Raw genomic sequence first — 17,910 nt, 5'->3', positions numbered from 1 at the left:
CAATGCGTCCAGACCGCGCCATTGGCCCGAATTGTGTCTGGATAGCGAATGTGCCACTACAGTACGACTGAAACTGGTGTGGGCAATGCGCCCGAAGCCGGTTCTGGAGCCGGACAAGCCTTTCTTATGACGTCTTTGCGACAGAAGGCTCTCCGGGTTGATAGTGAACGGGTAACCTCGCCGGCTGTATGTCCGGTGCGTTTCCCGGTACGGCCGGATCGAGAGTTTCGCCTCACGCGGCAGGGTGGGACCCACGATCAGCCGGACGAGTATGGTAACGAGGCGTAACCGCATGGCGAAGAATCCGAACAACGAGTCGATCGACGAAACGGCGTTTCAGGCGCTGGAAGACGCGCTGAAGATCGACTTCGAGGAAGCGATGCAGCCGGCAGCGCCGAAAAAGCCCGTTCCCCCTGCCCGGGAGGCCATCAAGGTGCCAGAAACGCCGACGCAGCGCGCAACCCCGTCATCCGGCCAGTCTTCCGCTCCGCGCGCCCGTCCGCCGGAGGCGAGCCGCCCGGCGGTGCCGCCGGAGCCGAGCGCGCCGAAATCGCCAAGCTTTGAGCCTGCCAATGACAGCGGACGCCGCAGCACGCCGGCGATCCTGCGGTCGCTCGACGGCGGTTCGATGCGCTCTTCTCTGCGCAACGCCGGTATCGTCTCGCTGCTCTGGGCCATTGGCGGCGCGGGCCTTGCCCAGCTGCTCTATGGCGGGCAGATCTGGCGTGTCTCCTCCGTTGCCGATCTCGTCGCCATGCCCGGCGTCGTTGCCGTCTTCATCGGCGTGCTTGTGCCGGTCATGCTGTTCTTCGCCTTCGCCATCATGATGGCGCGCGCCCAGGATCTGCGCAATGCCGCCCGCTCCATGGCCGAAGTCGCGCTTCGCCTGTCGGAGCCGGAAACCATCGCGTCGGAACGGATCATGAGCGTCGGCCAGGCCGTGCGCCGCGAAGTTTCGGCGATGAACGAAGGTATCGAGCGCACCATTGCGCGCGCCACCGAACTGGAAACGCTCGTCCATTCCGAGGTCAATGCGCTGGAGCGCAGCTACGCCGACAACGAAATGCGCGTGCGCGGCCTCGTGCATGAACTGGGTTCGGAGCGCGATGCCATCGTCAACCATGCCGAGCGCATCCGCAGCTCCATCGTGGGCGTGCACGAGAACATGAAGGAAGAGCTGTCGCTCGCGACCGAAGAAATCGCCGTGCGGCTGGCCACATCCGGCGAGGCTTTTGCCTCGATGATCGACACCCGCGCCGCCGTCCTGATGGCCAAGACCAATGCGGCCGGCGATGCGCTCGGTTCGCTCCTGTCTGCCAAGACCGACGGCCTGATCGAGGCCCTCACCGCGTCCGGCTCCTCGCTTGCCATCGAATTCGACACGCGCCTGGAGCAGCTCGGCTCGACGCTCTCTCAGCGCGGCAACGAGATCCTCGGCCAGTTCGAAACCCGCGCCTCGACGCTCGACGCCAGCACCGACAAGCTGAATGCCGCGCTCAACGAGCGCACCCGCCTTCTCAACGAGACGCTTCTGGCGCGCACCCGCGAAATCAACGAGACGTTGACCGATGGCGAGCGCACCATCACCAGCTCGCTTGGCACTGTGCTCAGCACGCTCAACCGCTCGCTGGACGACAAGGGCGCGAGCTTCCGCCAGACGCTGCAGAACGCCGCCGATGACACCGTCATGGATTTCGAGCTGCGCACCGGCCTCTTCGAAGAACGCCTGCAGGGCACCATCGGCCAGCTCAGCGCGACCTTCGATACGGGTCTGGAAGAATTCACCACGGCGTTTGACCAGCGCGCTGGCACGCTCGGTTCGAAGCTGACCGAAAGCCTGTCCAGCATCCGCGATACGGTTTCGGGCGGCTCCGATGCGCTGGAAGGCATTTTATCGACCAGCATCGAACGCATCGGCTCGGCCTTCACCGACCATTCGCTGACGCTTGCAACCACCCTCGGCACCAGCCAGGAAATTCTCGAAAACACGCTGGAAACCAACACCAGCCAGTTGGGCGAGGTGCTGGACAGCCGCACCCGCCGCCTGACGGCAGAGCTCGAAGAGCGCAACCGCGTCCTCAACGAAGGCCTCGACAGCCGCAGCAGCCGCCTTGTCGAGGATCTCGACGGCCGCAGCCGCGTGATCTCCGATACGCTTGATGAACGCACCCGTGCGCTTGCCGAGACCATGGATGCGCGCACCCGTGAGCTCACCGAAGGCTTCGACACCCGTGCCCGCGGGTTTGAAGAAAGCATCGACAGCCGCAGCCGCACGCTCGATGAGACGCTCGGCGGGCACGCCCGCACGATCGCCGACAATCTGGACGAACGGGCGCGCTCGCTTGCCGACACGATGGATGCGCGCACCCGCCAGCTCACCGAAGGTTTTGACGCCCGCGCCCGCGTGCTCGACGAAAGCCTCGACAACCGCAGCCGCATCCTGATCGAGGATCTGGACAGCCGCAGCCGCACGCTGGACGAAAGCCTCGATACCCGTGCCCGCATCCTCACCGAAAGTCTCGATCAGCGCAGCCGCAGCCTTGTCGAGGATCTCGATACCCGCAGCACGGCGCTTGACGAAGCGCTTGGCGTGCGCGTCCGCTCTCTCACCAACAGCATCGACCAGCGCAGCCGCGGCCTTGTGGACGATCTCGACGCCCGCACAACCGCTCTCGACGAAACGCTGGGTGCCCGCGCGCAGACGCTTGCGGAGAGCCTTGACCAGCGCAGCCGCCAGATCTCCGGCGCCATCGAGCAGACGACGCGCGAATTCACCGACACGATGGACGAGCGCACCCGCCAGCTGACCGAAGGGTTCGAGCAGCGCAGCCGCGATTTCAACGACGATCTGGAAATTCGCAGCAGCATCTTTATCGAAAGCTTCGATACCCACGCCCAGGACCTGATCGAAGGTCTCGATGGCCGCCATGCCGCCATGTCCGGCACTCTGAGCGAGCGCACCGCCGAAATCACCGGCAGCCTCGGCCAGGCGCATGAGCGCATGGATGCGGTTCTGAGCGAACGCAGCAGCCAGCTCGCCAATGCCCTTGCCGAAAGCCAGGGCCGTTTCGAAGAGCGGCTGACGGACCGGTCGGTCTCGCTGATCCAGTCGCTCGAAGCCGGACATGAGCGCTTCCAGTCGGTCATCGTGGAAAAGGCCGACGCCATCGAACAGACGGTCGCCGGCGCACCGGAGCGCCTGTCCAGTCTCCTCGACAGCCGCATCGACACGATGGCGCAGACGCTGTCCGACGGGCACCAGCGCATCGACAGCGATCTTGGCCGCCGCGTCAACGAATTTGGCGAGATGGTCAGCGGTGCCGGCACGCGCCTCGGCGACATGCTCGACGATCAGGCCATGGCGCTCAGCACCACGATCTCGCTCAGCGAGGACCGCCTTTCCAACCTGTCGGAGACGATGTCGCGCACGCTGTCCGAAGGTCATCAGCGCATCGATGCCGATCTCGGCCGTCGCGTCAACGAATTCGGCGACATGGTGAACAGCGCCGGCAACCGCCTGGGCGAAGTGCTCGATGATCACACGATGGCGCTCAGCGCCACGATCTCGCTCAGCGAAGACCGGCTGTCGAGCCTTGTCGACGAGAAGGCCGCAGCGCTCATGGCAACGGTTGAACAGGCCGATCAGCGCATCGCCGACAGTTTTGCAACCCGCACCGAAACGCTGCGCGCGACCTATGGCGAGAACCAGCAGCGTCTCGACCAGACGCTGGAAAGCCGCCATGCCGAACTCGCGCGCACCATCGTCATCGGGCATGATGCGATCGACCGCACCATCGGTGGCGCGGCAGAGCGTATCGGAACAAGCCTTGCCGACAGCACGCAGCGCTTCGAGGAAACGCTCGGCCAGGGTATCGGTCGCGTCGAGGGGGTGATCGGTTCCGGCCAGCAGCGCTTCGCCGACCTGATGGATACCGGAAGCCAGCGTCTGTCCGATACGGTCGACACTGGCCACGAGCGCATGCGCGCAACGCTCGCCGGTGGCACCGAGACGCTGTCGGCCACGCTCACCGATGCGCAGGCACAGTTGAGCGATCTCCTGCTCGACCAGGCGACCTCGCTTGGCACCACGATTGCGACCAGCACCGGCATGCTGGAAATGTCGCTGGAAAACCAGCAGGACGCCCTGCGCGGCGTCATCGACACCGCCGGCATCGAGCTGGAGACACGCCTGCGCGACACCGCCGGCAATATCGCCGACCGGCTGGGCGACGCTGCCCGCGACATTACCGCATCGGCCGACCAGTTCTCCAGCCGCGTCGAGGAAACCGTCGGTGGCGTGTCGGCGACGCTCGACCGGACCGGTCACCGTATCGAGGATACCTTCGTCGGGCTCGAGGACCGCATCCGCAACCAGATCGGCAATGTATCCGGCATGGTGGAAGGCGTCGGCATGAGCCTGTCGCAGACGCTCGCCGAACGCACCGCCGAGCTGGAACGGGTCAATACCGAAAGCGTCGCGCGCATCACAGACACCCTCACCCAGGGTACCACTGCGTTCGAACGGCTGAGCGCGGAAGCAACCGACCGCATTTCCGGCAGCTTCGAGGCCGGCACCGCCCGCGTCGATGAGCGTCTGTCCACCATGGACCGCGCCATCACCATGGGCCTCGACAATGTCAGCCGCACCATCGAGGGCAAGGCTTCGGCGCTTGCCACTTCGCTGCGCGATGCCGTCACCACGGCCGCCCAGGAATTTGACAGCGAAGCCATGCGCTCCGCCGAGACCCTGAACACGGCCGGCGCGAAGTTTGCCGAAACCGTGGACCAGCGCCACCAGGACTTTGCCCGTGCGCTGGAAGAGCGCTCCAACGAGATTGCCGGCCGCGTCAGCGAAACGCAGAACCGGCTGGCCGGTCAGGCGGCAGCTGTCGCCCAGGCCTTCTCCGAGGCCGGCAATTCGATCATGCACAAGGTTTCGGAAGCCGAAACGGTGGTACAGCGTCAGATTGGCGGGATCACCGAGGCGCTGGGCGAAGCCGAGCGCACGCTCGAGGACCGTGGCTCTGCCATCCGCTCTTCGCTGGCGCAGACCGCCGGCAGCATCGAGGAGACGCTGAAGTCCGTCGACCAGACGGTTGCCACCCGCAGCGACAGCCTGCGCGCTGCACTGAGCGAAACCACCGGCGATCTCAATGCCGCGCTTGAAGCCGTCGACAAGGCGCTTGAAGCACGCGGCGAAGCGATCCGTTCGAGCCTCGACACCCGCTCCCGCGATCTGAACTCCATGCTCTCGGCCCGCTCGGCGGAACTGTCGCGCCTCATCGACGAGAAAGCCCGTCCGGTGGTCGAACAGTATGCCGAAACCGGTCGCACCGCCGCGGAACGTCTTGCCGCGGCGGCGAGCGACAGCGCGGAACGTCTCATTGCAGCGGCAGAGCAGAATGCACAGCGCCTGCGCACGGAAAACGGCTCGCTCGTCGAGGCAATCTCCTCGCGCACCAATGAAACGCTGGCCGCCATTTCCGAGCGCACGCAGCAGGCGGCCGGAACGATCCGCAACAGCGAACACAGCCTTGCCACCAGCGTCAACGATCTGATCACGCGCCTGGAAGACAGCAATTCGGGCATTGCAACCCTTGTCGAGCATGCCGCGCGCGACATCGGCCTCTCGGTTGCCCAGGCGGCCGAAAAGCTCGGCCAGGCCGACCAGCGTCTTGAGCAGACTGCGTCCCGCTTTACCGATGCCAGCACGCGGGCGGCCGACATGGTGTCGAGCTCCAGCCGGCTTCTCGAAAACAATGTCGACCGCCTCAGCCAGATTTCCGGAGAAACCCTGTCGCAGGTCGGCGGCATCGTCGGTCGCTTTGACGAATATACCTCCGTGCTCAATCAGGCGTCCTCGCTCCTCGGCGCTGCTCAGTCGAACCTTGCCAGCACGCTTGCTGAACGCCAGGATGCGCTGCGTGCGCTGTCGGTCGGGCTCGTCAAGCGCTCGGAGGAAATCGAAGCCAATATGCGCAACCTGTCGGGTGTCGTCGATGGCGCCTTCCAGCGCGCCGGCGAACGCTCTTTGGAAATGGGCACCCTGCTGCGCGAACACCTGACCGGGTCGCTCGCCGACATCGACCAGCAGCTTTCGCAGACGCAAGACCGTGCCGAGCAGACGGCAGACGGCATGCGGGCGGCCCTGAAAGGGGCCAGCCAGGAAGCCAGCCGCGCGCTCGAAGGCACGATTGCCGACGCCGAACAGCGCGCCCGGGGTCTGGCCGAGCGCATGCGCGGCGGCATTGCCGGTTCGCTGTCGGATGTCGAGCGCATGCTGGCCGAAGCCGCCGGAAAATCCGACCAGGCCGCCGACCACCTGCGCAATACCTTGCGCAAGTCGGTCGAGGAAGCCATTGGCCGCTTTGCCGACGCAACCGACGAGATCCGTCGCTCGGCAAGCGAAATCCGCAAGGAACTGGACGATACCCGTTCGGAACTGAAGCGCGGCGCCTTCGACCTGCCGGAAGAGGCCAAGGAAAGCGCGTCCGCCATGCGCCGGGCCGTCGCCGAACAGATCAAGGCCTTGCAGGACATTTCCGCCCTCGTCGGCCGCTCGGCGCAGACGCTGGAAATTTCCGAGGCAACGGCACCACGGACGGCAGCGCCGCAGCCCGCTCCCCGACCTGTCGCCCAGACGCAGGCTCCGCAGACGATGCGGGCACCGGCAACCCCGCTGCCCGCCGCCGCCCAGCCGGCCCGCCAGCCGCTCCCGCAGGCGGCACCCGCTGCCCGTGGCGAAAGCTTTGCCGGCGGTCTTCGTGGCGCGCTGCCGACGGAACGCGCCCCGGCCGTTGCTCCCCGCGCGGCGGAACCGGCCCAGCGCGGCGAAGGTGGCGGATGGATCAGCGATCTCCTGCGCGGTGCCTCGCGCGACGAGACGGAGGCGGCTGCCCCCGCCCGTCAGCAGGCTGCACGGCCGGCCGAAACGCAGACCCGCGCCGGCGACAGCCGCAATCCGCGCCACATGGTAGAATCGCTGAACTCGCTGTCGGTCGATATTGCCCGCGCCATCGATCACGATGCCTCGGTCGATCTGTGGCGCCGCTACCAGCGCGGTGAACGCGACGTCTTCACCCGCCGCCTCTACACGCTGAAGGGCCAGCAGACGTTTGACGACATCAAGCGCAAGTACGACCGCGAGCCGGAATTCCGCACCGCCGTCGATCGCTACATCGCCGATTTCGAAAAGCTGCTCGCCGACGTTGCCCGTACCGACCGCGACCGCAGCGTGACCCAAAGCTACCTGACGTCGGATACGGGCAAGGTCTACACCATGCTCGCCCACGCCGCCGGCCGCTTCAGCTAAGCGGCGGCAGGCAGGCAGGACATCGGAAGCCGCGGGATAAGGCGTCCCGCGGCTTTTTTGTTTGACATGGGATGACGCGGCGCCCCTCCGCCCCGATGCAGCGTGCCGCCCTGCATCACCCCGGTGGTGCTTCTTCAGCCGCAGCGCAGAAGAATATCGTCAACGACATCCGCAATCGGACGGGTCGCATCGATTGGCGTGGCATTGGAGGGGATGTCGGCGCGGCTTGCGTGCTGGCGCAGGATGAGGGCGCGTTCCGCAGGCTTTGAACCCCATTCATCCTGCCGGCTGTCCAGACGGCGCTCTAGCGTCAGAAGATCGATCTCGAGCACCAAGACAGCGTCGAAGCGGTGGATGAAGCGGAAAAAGTTGCGCGAGCCGCCGCAAAAGAAGGTGATCGGGATGGTCCGGTCGGCGATCAGGGCCTCCACCCTTGCCACATCCCAGATGTGGTGCCTCGAGATGAAGTCGGGATCGTGCCGGTGGCGGAGAGCCACGGCAGCCGAAATCCTCTCGCCCGTTTGAGGATCGCCCTGATAGGCCAGCACCCGATCGCCGTGGATGGCGTGATAGCCGCGGCGCTCCAGTTCTGTCGCAATCGTGGTCTTGCCGGTCCCGGAACCGCCTTCGATCAGGATGTTCCTGATTGCCATTTGAGCCACCTTTGCCGAGAGGAAGATGGCGTCCTCTAGGCAGCTGTCATGACATCAGCAAGACAGCGCCGATATCCGGTCCTGATCCGCGATGACGACAGGATCCTATGCGAGCCACGGACAATGCCCGCGTGCCCGCCCAAACAGTCCTTTCGAAAGCGCGCGTCAGAGCGAGCGCAGCGTCCAGTCGACGATGTCGGCGCCGACCTTGGCAAAGGCTCGGTTGATGCCGGCGATCAGCTGGGTATTGCCCTCGCCCGACACCGGCACGCTGGCGCGAAAGACGTTCTGGGCCTTCACCGAGCCGTTGCGGTCGTTGAGGATCTTTACCGAAATCTCGACATTGGCCGTGCGCGGGCCGGTGGAGTTGATCTCGAAGGCGCGGATATCGGTTACCACCTGATAATCGATGGCCAGTCCCTGGCCGGGCTTTCCAACGCCGGCCAGCTTGCCGGTGTTTTCAAACGCCTGCACGAGCTTCGACTGCACCATGCGCGGCAGGCGGTCACCCCACTGCGAATCCGCCAGATACTGGATCTCCGAGGGCGAGACGCGCACCACGACCTGCTCACTGTCGAGTGACTTCAGCGCCGTCGGTTCGGGCACGAGGATCTGCTTGTTGCGGGCCGTCGGCGCATCGGCCATCGGCGTCAGCGACAGGTCGAACGTGTCATTGTTCGCCTTGCTGCCGCAGCCTGCGAGAAGGAGCGCCATCAAAGGAAGGGTGAGAAAGGCTCTGGCTTTCACGGGGCGCTTGAACATGGTTGTTTCCATCATTGGGTTTTACTCGCTCCCGTCAGCGCCGCGTACGGCCGTCATATTCCTTCACCGTATCGCCCCCGAAAATCAGCCGCTGCGGATTCTGGTCGAAATTGGTGATGGTCTGGTTGAGGTTGTCCACGGCGCGGCGGGTGTCGCCCACCAGCGTCTGCACGTCGCGCAGGCCGGTACCGGAGAAGCGGGTAAGATTGTCGGCAATCGGGCCGATGCGGGCGTTGAGATTGTCGGCGGTGGCGCGGATCGATTGCAGCGTCTTTTCAGCTTCCGCAAACAGGCCCTTGGAATCGTCGCCGCTCACCATGGTATCGACCTTCACCAGAATGGTGTCGACGCGGGTGGAGGCCTGATTCAGTTTCTGCGCCATTTCCGTGAAGTCCCGGATGGCATTGTTGATTTCGTCGCGGCGCGCCGAGACGTTGTCGACCACCTGGCGGGCCGACGAGATCGCGCCGCGCGCATCGGCGGAGGCGGCGGTGATATTGTTGACGGCAGCGCCGATCTGCGAGGAATCGACGGCGGCGAGAAGCGCGTCGGCGCGCCTCAGCACCGATTGCGCTTCGACGCTTGCCTGGTTGAAGCCGCCGGCGGCTTCCTTCACCTGCTCCATGATCGGGCCGATCTGGCCAGTGGACTGGGCGATGTCGCCGGTCACCTTTTCGGCATTGGTGATGACGTTGTTGATCTTCTGCGCGTCCACCGCCCGCACCAGGCCGTCTACCGCCTCAAGCGTCGAATCGACACGCTCCGATACGCGATTGAAGGTAACGGAGAGCGTCGACAGGCTGCGCAGGAAGTCGTCGATCGCGTCGGAATTGGCGCTGAGCGCGCCGGTAAAGGCTTCCGCATGCTCAATGGTGCGGGTGAGCGGTCCGCGCGCATCGGTCACGAAGCCCTGGATCTGGCCGATCGCGTCATCGGCGCGCTGCAGGATCTTGTCAGCGGTGGCGAGAAGATTGGTCACGCTCGACTGGTCGGCAATCAGGACGGCCGGACGGCCAGTCTCTTCCGCCGTCTTCAGAAGGTTTTCCTCGTCCGTGCGCCCGCCCGACATTTCGATATAGGCAGCACCCGTCAGGCCCTGCACTTCCAGCACGGCCTTGGTCGAGGGGTAGATCGGCGCGGATGTTTGCACTTCGGTAAAGGCGATCGAGTAGCGCGGGTCTTCCGGATCGATCGTCAGGCTGCGCACGGAACCGATCGGAATACCGTTGAAGCGCACGGCCGAGCCCACCGAAAGCCCGTTTGCCGAGCCCGGAATGCGGATCGCCACTTCGGCCGTCGGCCCGCTGCGGCCATACTGTGCCATCCAGTAGACGAAACCGAAGGCGGCAGCCACGACCAGCAGGGTGAAAAAACCGACGATGGCGTAATTGGCTCTTGTTTCCATGGCTTAAGACTTTCCTGGCACTGTGCCGGTTGCGCCGTCGTCGGTGACGATGGACCGGGCCCGCTTTCCGCGAAAATAGGACTGGACCCACGCATCGTCGCAGGCCAGCATGTCGTCCAGCGTTCCCTCCACCAGAACCCGCTTCTGCCCGAGCACCGCGATGCGGTCGCAGACGGAAAACAGGCTGTCGAGGTCGTGGGTGACCATGTAGACGGTAAGGCCCAGCGTATCACGCAGCTTTGCAATCAGCATGTCGAATTCGGCGGCCCCGATCGGATCAAGGCCGGATGTCGGTTCATCGAGAAAGACCAGCGCCGGATCCAGCGCCAGCGCGCGCGCAAGGGCGGCCCGCTTGATCATGCCGCCGGAGAGTTCAGACGGGTATTTGTCCGCCGCATCGGCGGCAAGCCCCACCATCTCGATCTTCAGATAGGCGAGTTCATCCATCAGCGCCTGCGGCAGGTCGAGATATTCGCGCATCGGCAGCTGGATGTTCTCCTTCACCGTCAGCGAGGAAAACAGCGCACCCTGCTGGAAGAGAACGCCCAGCTGCATGTCGAGCGCCATGCGCTGACGGTCGTCGGCTTTCTCGTAATCGACGCCGAGGATTTTGATCGAACCGGACCGGTGCGGCAAAAGCCGCAGAACTGTGCGCATCAGCACCGATTTTCCGGTGCCCGATGCGCCGACAAAGCCCAGAATTTCGCCGCGATAGATATCGAGATCGAGGTTTTCCAGCACGGTCTTTGATCCGAAGGCCACCGTGAGGTCGCGCACGGACAGGATGACGCTCCCGGGCTCCGGATGCTCGATCTCATCAATCACAGTGTCCTGAACGGCCATACCCATCCTAAAAATCGATTGCGGAGTAGAAGATTGCAAAAATCGCATCCATCAGGATGACCACGAAGATGGACTTCACCACGGCAGCTGTGACATGGGCGCCGAGCGATTCGGCGCTACCGCCCACCTTCATCCCCTCGACGGCCGACACGATGCCGATGGCAAGCGCCATGAACGGCGCCTTGATCATGCCGGACGCGACGGACGAATATTCGACAGCCTCGTGCAGGCGGCCGAGAAAGGTCTCGAAAGTGATGCCCGAATACAGCCATACCACGATTGCGGCGCCAAAAAGCGCGGAAAAATTCGCCACGATGGTCAAAAGCGGCAGCGCAATGGTCAGCGCCACCAGTCGCGGGAAGACCAGGACGCCGACTGGATTGAGACCGATGACGGTGAGCGCGTCGATTTCCTCGCGCATCTTCATCGAGCCGATTTCGGCGGTGATCGCGCTGCCGGAGCGGCCGGCAATCATGATGGCGGTCAACAGCACGCCGATTTCGCGCAGCTGCAGGATGCCGACGAGATCCACGACGAACAGTTCAGCGCCGAAATAACGCAGCTGGAAGGCGCCCTGCTGGGCAATGATGGCGCCGATCAGAAATGACATCAGCATGATGATCGGCACGGCGCGCACGCCCATCCGGTCAATATGGGTGACGACGGAGGCCGGCGAAATTCCGGTGCCGCGGCCAAGCTTCAGCTGTGCACCGCCAACGGCAGAGCCCAGGATGTTCATTGCGGCCACCGCATCCTGCCACAGTTCCACCACGGCACGACCGGGCGGCGTAAATGCGCGTTCAAACAGGGAGGCATTGGCGGCGGTCTTGGCAGGCGGCGCCGGCGTTTCCTGCGGCATGACGTCGAGCAGTTCCTTCAGCTGCTCGCTTGCCCCGACCACGACGGCATCGGCGCCGTGCGCGCGGCGCGCATTGATCAGCCGCCGAATGAGCCAGCCACCCGAGGTATCCACCTGCTCGATCGCCGAGACATCGATCTCCAGCCTGCCGCCTGCGGTTTCCTGCTCCAGCGCCGAAAGATCTTTCAGGACCCCGGCAATGCCACGGTTGCGCCAGTCCCCCGACAGGAGATAGCGTTGCCCCTCGCCAGCAGTTTCATCTTTTTCGATTGTGGCGGACCGGTCGTCGACGGGCTTCGGCTTCATGGGCATCTGTTACTGCTCGAACGCACGGTTGATCCCGCGGTTAAGAGCCGCAATATAGCCGCAGCGGTGGGAATTGCCATGCCGCCAATCGGCAAAAAGGTTGGGCCGTAACCTCAAAGCCACAGATCGTTTCTGCATTCCGGGCAAGTCCCCCAAAGGGCAAGACAGGCGCGTGCCGGCGCGATCCTGTCGGGTGTTGAAGTCCCCCGCGCTCATCAGCAGGATTTCTTCGCCACGGCAGCTGACGGTGCGCGTCTGGCAGCCAGCAGCGTCAGCACCAGGCCACCGGCTGCCACAAGCGCCATCAGGTAATAGCTGTTCTGGCCTAGCGCCCTGTAGATCAGGCCGGAGAGGAAGGTCGAGGCGGCAAGAAACACGCCGTTATAGAAGAAATAGGTCCCCTGCACCGTCGATTCCCGGCTTTCATGCACGCTCTCGACGATCTTCTGCTGCATGCCGAAATGCAGGAAAGCGAAGCTGAAGGCATGGCTGCACTGCAAAAGCGTGGCGGCCGCAAAGCCGAGCGGCTGGACGAAAAGAAGCCAGCGCAGCACGGCCACCACCGAGCCGAAGGTCATCAGCGCAATCGGCGAAACCTTGCGGGCAAAGAGGCCCGAGAGAAAGAAAAACAGGATTTCCGCCACCACGCCCGCCGACCATAAGACGCCGATCTGCGAGCCGGAAAATCCAAGCTGCTGCCAATGGATGCCGGAAAACGCGTAATACATGCCGTGGGTGGATTGGACCAGCGTGCAGCCGATCATCAGAAGGTTGAGGTCCGGCTCGACAGGAAGCGCCCGCCGGCGTGCGGCACCCTGCCCTCTGTCCGGATCCGCTTTCGCCGGAGAGGCAACCGCACGGCCGAGCCGCGGTACGATGAGGGCCGCGCCGAGCGTCAGCGAAAAGGCGATGGCGGCACTGAGCGGCACGATGGATGCGGAAAAACGCTGCACCGCCCAGCCGGCGATAAGCGTGGTTACCACAAAGCCGATCGAGCCCCAGACCCTGATCGTGCCATAGCGATAACCCCAGCGGCGCACGCCCATCACCGTGATGCTTTCCAGGATCGGCGTAAACGGCGCAAAGGCTGCCCCCTGCAGACCAAACACCAGGAGCACCATCCAGAACCCGTCGACCACCATCAGCAGAAGCGCCGTGGTGATGGAGAGGATGGCGGAGAAGAGGAGGATGCGGACGCGTTCCGACAGCCGATCGGCCAGAAAGCCGGCCACCGGCGCCGACAGCACCCGCAGCACGATCGGCAGCGACAGGATAAGGCCGATCTGCCAGTCGGTGAGCGCCAGCGATTTCAGCCAGACCGGAAAAAACGGCAGGAGAATGCCATTGACGCCGAGCGCCGCGCCATAGGCCAGCGCACAGCGAACGGGAAACAGGCGCGGAATGGCAATCGGTGAAACAGCCTGGGCCACGGGGGCTCCCATGCGGACGGCGGGTGCGGCGATCGGGGAATCGTCAGTTATTTGATCGCTTTACCATGCACGGGCAAGAGGCGCTACAGGCTTGCAGCGCCCGCGCCTTCAAAGACGCACCAGCCTTGTCGCCGCCCCGCTTCAGGCCGCCTGCATGTCACTCTTTGCCGGAACGGGGGGCGACAGCAGAACCGGCGCTTCCGCCTTCTGTCCGGAATGCTGCCAGGAAATCAGCTCGAACGTGCCGTCCCTGTGTTCGACGATCGCCGTGCAGCTTTCCACCCAGTCGCCGGTGTTGATGTAGCGGATGCCGTCGATGTCCTCCATCACGGCATGATGGATATGGCCGCAGATCACGCCATCGACATTGTTGCGGCGGGCTTCCTCGGCAACCACCTTCTGGAATTCGCCGATGAAATTGACCGCCTGTTTGACCTGCAGTTTGGCCCAGGCGGAAAATGACCAGTAGGGCAGATTGAGGCGCCGGCGCACCGCGGCCAGCACGACATTGATGGCAATGGCCGCATCATAGGCCCAGTCGCCGAGATAGGCGAGCAGGCGGATGTTGCGCACGACCACATCGAATTCGTCGCCGTGCAGCACGAGGTATTTGCGACCGTCGGCCGCCTCGTGGACCATGCGGTCGGCCACTTCGATGCCGCCGAAGTGAACGCCGGGAAAGGCGCGCAGGAATTCGTCGTGATTGCCGGGAATATAGACGATGCGGGTGCCCTTGCGCGCCTTGCGCAGCAGTTTCTGCACCACGTCATTGCAGCCCTGCGGCCAGTACCAGCTGCGCTTCAGCCGCCAGCCATCCACCACATCGCCCACGAGAACGATCGTGTCGGCTTCATGATAGCGCAGGAAGTCCAGAAGGAAATCGGTCTTGGCTGCCTTGGAACCCAGGTGGATATCGGAAATGAACAAGGTCCTGAAGTGTCTGGTTTCCAGTATCTCTGCCATGTCGATCACCTTTTTGTCTCACCGCCCTCCTCTGTCCAAACCAGACTCGTATTTCAGGAACATGACAGGCAGGGCGGTCTGGGCACCTCGTCGCTCCAGCAAACGGGTAGATGCGGCAACAGAGACACAGGCTTGTGTCATCCTCCCCGATATTTCACTACTGTTCCCCGGCGTCGTTTGATGTAAGAGACAGACCAAGACAAAAGACTGATAGGAGAATGGCGATGGAGCAGCAGGGCAATACACCTGTGGACAAGGACACCGCAAAGGCGGACCTGGATGAGCAGGCACTGTTTTTCCACCGCTATCCGCGTCCCGGCAAGCTGGAAATCGTCGCCACCAAGCCGCTTGGCAACCAGCGCGACCTGGCGCTTGCCTATTCGCCGGGGGTGGCCGCACCCTGCCTTGCCATTCGTGACAATCCCGACATGGCAGCCGAATATACCGCGCGTGCCAACCTCGTCGGCGTCGTGTCGAACGGAACGGCCGTGCTTGGCCTTGGCAATATCGGGCCGCTCGCTTCCAAGCCGGTGATGGAAGGCAAGGCGGTTCTCTTCAAGAAGTTTGCCGCCATCGACGTCTTCGACATCGAAGTGGCCGCCGATACGGTGGAGGCCATGGTGTCCACCATCTCGGCGCTGGAGCCGACCTTCGGCGGCATCAACCTTGAAGACATCAAGGCGCCGGAATGTTTCGAGGTCGAGCGCCAGTTGCGCGAGAAGATGAACATTCCGGTCTTCCACGACGACCAGCATGGCACGGCCATCATCGTGGCGGCGGCCATCCTCAACGGCCTGGAACTCGCCGGCAAGCCGATTGCAGACGTCAAGATCGTCACCTCCGGCGCCGGTGCGGCAGCGCTTGCCTGTCTCAACCTTCTCGTTTCGCTCGGCGCCCGGCGCGAAAACATCTGGGTCCACGATATCGAAGGCCTCGTCTATGACGGCCGCAACGTGCTGATGGATCCGTGGAAGGAAATCTACGCCCAGAAGAGCGACAAGCGCGTGCTTGCCGAATCGATTGCCGGTGCGGACGTCTTCCTCGGCCTGTCGGCCGCCGGCGTGCTGAAGCCGGAACTTCTGGAACAGATGGCGGAAAAGCCGCTGATCATGGCGCTTGCCAACCCGACGCCGGAAATCATGCCGGAACTGGCGCGTGCCGCCCGTCCCGATGCGATGATCTGCACCGGCCGTTCGGATTTCCCCAACCAGGTCAACAACGTCCTCTGCTTCCCCTATATCTTCCGCGGTGCGCTTGATTGCGGCGCAACCACGATCAACGAAGAAATGAAGATGGCGGCGGTGAAGGCGATCGCCGGCCTTGCCCGCGAGGAAATCTCTGACGTGGCCGCGCGCGCCTATGCCGACGAAACGCCGGTCTTCGGTCCGAACTACCTGATCCCCTCGCCGTTCGATCCGCGACTCATCCTGCGCATCGCGCCAGCGGTTGCCAAGGCTGCCGCCGAAACCGGTGTTGCCTCGCGTCCGATCGCCGATTTCGACCACTATCTCGACCAGCTGAACCGCTTCGTCTGGCGCTCGGGCTTCGTGATGAAGCCGATCTTCACCAGCGCCAAGCAGGCGGAAAAGAACCGCGTGATCTTTGCCGAAGGCGAAGACGAGCGCGTACTGCGCGCCGCCCAGGTTCTGCTTGAGGAAAAGACCGGCGTGCCGATCCTGATCGGTCGTCCCTCCGTCATCGAGGCACGCCTGAAGCGTTTCGGCATCCGTATTCGCCCGAATGTCGATTTTGCCGTGGTCAATCCGGAAGACGATCCGCGCTACCGCGATTACGTCGATGATTATGTCGCGCTTGTCGGCCGGGCCGGCATCAATCCGGAAGCGGCCCGCACCATCGTTCGCACCAACAACACCGTCATTGGCGCCCTCTCGGTGAAGCGTGGCGAGGCGGATGCGCTGATCTGCGGCGTCGAAGGTCGCTTCGACCGCCACCTCAAGGATGTCGGCCAGATCATCGGCAAGCAGAAGGGCGTGTGCGCCTTTTCAAGCCTGAGCCTGCTGATCACCCAGAAAGGGCCGGTCTTCTTCACCGACACCTTCGTCAACTACAACCCGACGCAGGAAGAGATCGCAGAAATCACGGTGCTCGCCGCGCAGGAAATCCGCCGCTTCGGCATCACGCCGAAGGCTGCCCTGATCTGCCACTCGAATTTTGGTTCGCGCAATTCCGAAAGCGCCACCAAGATGCGGGCAGCCCTGCAGATCATCCGCCAGCGGGCGCCGGATCTGGAAGTAGACGGTGAAATGCAGGCCGGCTCGGCGCTGTCGGAGCAGTTGCGCAAGCGCGCGCTGCCGGACAGCAGCCTGGTCGGCGAAGCCAATCTGCTGGTCTTCCCGAACCTCGATGCGGCCAATATCTCGCTCGGCATCGCCCGCACCATGATGGATGCGCTGCATGTCGGCCCGATCCTGCTCGGGGCGGCCCAGCCGGCGCATATCCTGTCGACCTCTGTCACCTCGCGCGGCGTCGTCAACATGGCAGCGCTTGCCGTGGTGGAAGCCTCGCATGCGGACTTTGCCGTCACCTCTGGCTAAACTAAAATCGTGCGCTAGATTTTGCGGTGATCTACCACAGTCTGAACCTGAAGCGGCATTCCGCCGCCTCAGGCTCTGTGCCATCGCCGGACGCTTTCGATGCGAATTCCATCGCTGCTGACCACCGTATTTCTCCTCGTGCCTGCGGTCACGCATGCCGCGGAGAATGTCGAACGATGCCTGACGCTTGGGCGAAAACTTGCCGCGACACCCTCGACGGTCGGCGCGCCTGACACAGGTCGCGGCTTTCCACAGTTGCTTGCGGCCCAGAACCGTGAAATCCGCAACGTCCGCCTGGAAATGCAGGAGCTGCGCTGCCGCACCGGCAGCATCGTCACCTTTCAGAACGGCGCGCCGGACCCCTGCATCGCGCTCAACGATGCCCTGTCGGCCATGGAGACCAACCGGCGCGCCATGATTGCCCGTCGGCAAGGCCAGATGAGTGTGGTTTCGGCTCCCCAGCGCAGCGAGGACGATATCCGCGCCGAGATGCTCAGCCTGCGCTGTGGTGAAATCGATTATGCCGCCGTCGAGCAGGAGAGGCTCGCACCGCGCCCCGCCGTCCTGCCGCAGGTGCCGTCAACGCCCTCTGCAATCCCGGGGGCAGGTCTGTCGGGTTCCTCGTCCATCCTCAGCCTGCAGTCGAAGATCGAGCCCTTGCAGGCCGCGCGCCCGCAGGGGCCACCGGAACGCGACTGGGATCCGTCCAAACCCGTGCGCATGGTGGGACCGATGTTCTTTCCAGACGAAAAGATCGATCTGGCCCATCCCAAGATGCCGGGTGCGCAGCCCACGCAGTGAGCGGCAAGATCCGACAATCGT

10 protein-coding genes are annotated in these 17,910 nt (G+C 63.8%); 3 read left to right on the top strand and 7 right to left on the bottom strand.

The window, feature by feature from the left end; genetic code table 11:
• The first annotated feature begins 292 nt into the window (after positions 1–292).
• On the top strand, positions 293–7,312 hold the full coding sequence (locus J2858_RS11370) for a hypothetical protein (RefSeq protein ID WP_210104925.1): 7,020 nt from the start codon (positions 293–295) through the stop codon (positions 7,310–7,312).
• 134 nt (positions 7,313–7,446) lie between these two features.
• Here the strand turns inward: J2858_RS11370 and J2858_RS11365 are convergent, their stop codons facing one another.
• The 7 genes from J2858_RS11365 to J2858_RS11335 form a co-directional block, all read right to left on the bottom strand.
• Positions 7,447–7,965, bottom strand: coding sequence for a nucleoside kinase (locus J2858_RS11365; protein WP_210104924.1), 519 nt, complete (start codon positions 7,963–7,965; stop codon positions 7,447–7,449).
• A 165-nt stretch (positions 7,966–8,130) separates the two neighbouring features.
• Positions 8,131–8,727, bottom strand: a complete 597-nt coding sequence (locus J2858_RS11360; RefSeq protein ID WP_210104923.1) for an ABC-type transport auxiliary lipoprotein family protein — start codon at positions 8,725–8,727, stop codon at positions 8,131–8,133.
• A 34-nt stretch (positions 8,728–8,761) separates the two neighbouring features.
• Positions 8,762–10,132 carry an MlaD family protein gene (locus J2858_RS11355; protein ID WP_210104922.1) on the bottom strand — a complete coding sequence of 457 codons (1,371 nt, stop codon included), beginning with the start codon at positions 10,130–10,132 and terminating at the stop codon, positions 8,762–8,764.
• A gap of 3 nt (positions 10,133–10,135) precedes the next feature.
• Positions 10,136–10,975: an ABC transporter ATP-binding protein gene (locus tag J2858_RS11350; RefSeq protein ID WP_377297962.1), complete on the bottom strand. Its 840-nt coding sequence runs from the start codon at positions 10,973–10,975 to the stop codon at positions 10,136–10,138.
• Positions 10,976–10,982: 7 nt separating this feature from the next.
• Complete coding sequence (locus tag J2858_RS11345) at positions 10,983–12,140, bottom strand: ABC transporter permease (protein ID WP_210105228.1); 1,158 nt, start codon at positions 12,138–12,140, stop codon at positions 10,983–10,985.
• Positions 12,141–12,355: 215 nt separating this feature from the next.
• Positions 12,356–13,570: an MFS transporter gene (locus tag J2858_RS11340; RefSeq protein WP_348635479.1), complete on the bottom strand. Its 1,215-nt coding sequence runs from the start codon at positions 13,568–13,570 to the stop codon at positions 12,356–12,358.
• A 141-nt stretch (positions 13,571–13,711) separates the two neighbouring features.
• Positions 13,712–14,533: a UDP-2,3-diacylglucosamine diphosphatase gene (locus J2858_RS11335; protein WP_210104919.1), complete on the bottom strand. Its 822-nt coding sequence runs from the start codon at positions 14,531–14,533 to the stop codon at positions 13,712–13,714.
• A gap of 224 nt (positions 14,534–14,757) precedes the next feature.
• Here J2858_RS11335 and J2858_RS11330 point away from each other — a divergent pair, with 224 nt between their 5' ends.
• Entirely contained in the window at positions 14,758–17,088 is a 2,331-nt protein-coding gene (locus tag J2858_RS11330) for an NADP-dependent malic enzyme (protein WP_210105227.1), read from the top strand.
• Between the two features lie 99 nt (positions 17,089–17,187).
• A complete protein-coding gene (locus tag J2858_RS11325; RefSeq protein ID WP_210104918.1) occupies positions 17,188–17,889 on the top strand; it encodes a hypothetical protein in 702 nt (233 codons plus the stop codon).
• Positions 17,890–17,910: the final 21 nt, after the last annotated feature.

Origin of the sequence: Neorhizobium galegae (assembly GCF_017877135.1) — a bacterium.
Lineage (GTDB): Bacteria > Pseudomonadota > Alphaproteobacteria > Rhizobiales > Rhizobiaceae > Neorhizobium > Neorhizobium galegae_A.
Note: the sequence above shows the minus strand (reverse complement) of the source record. Positions and strands in the feature narration are given on the sequence as shown.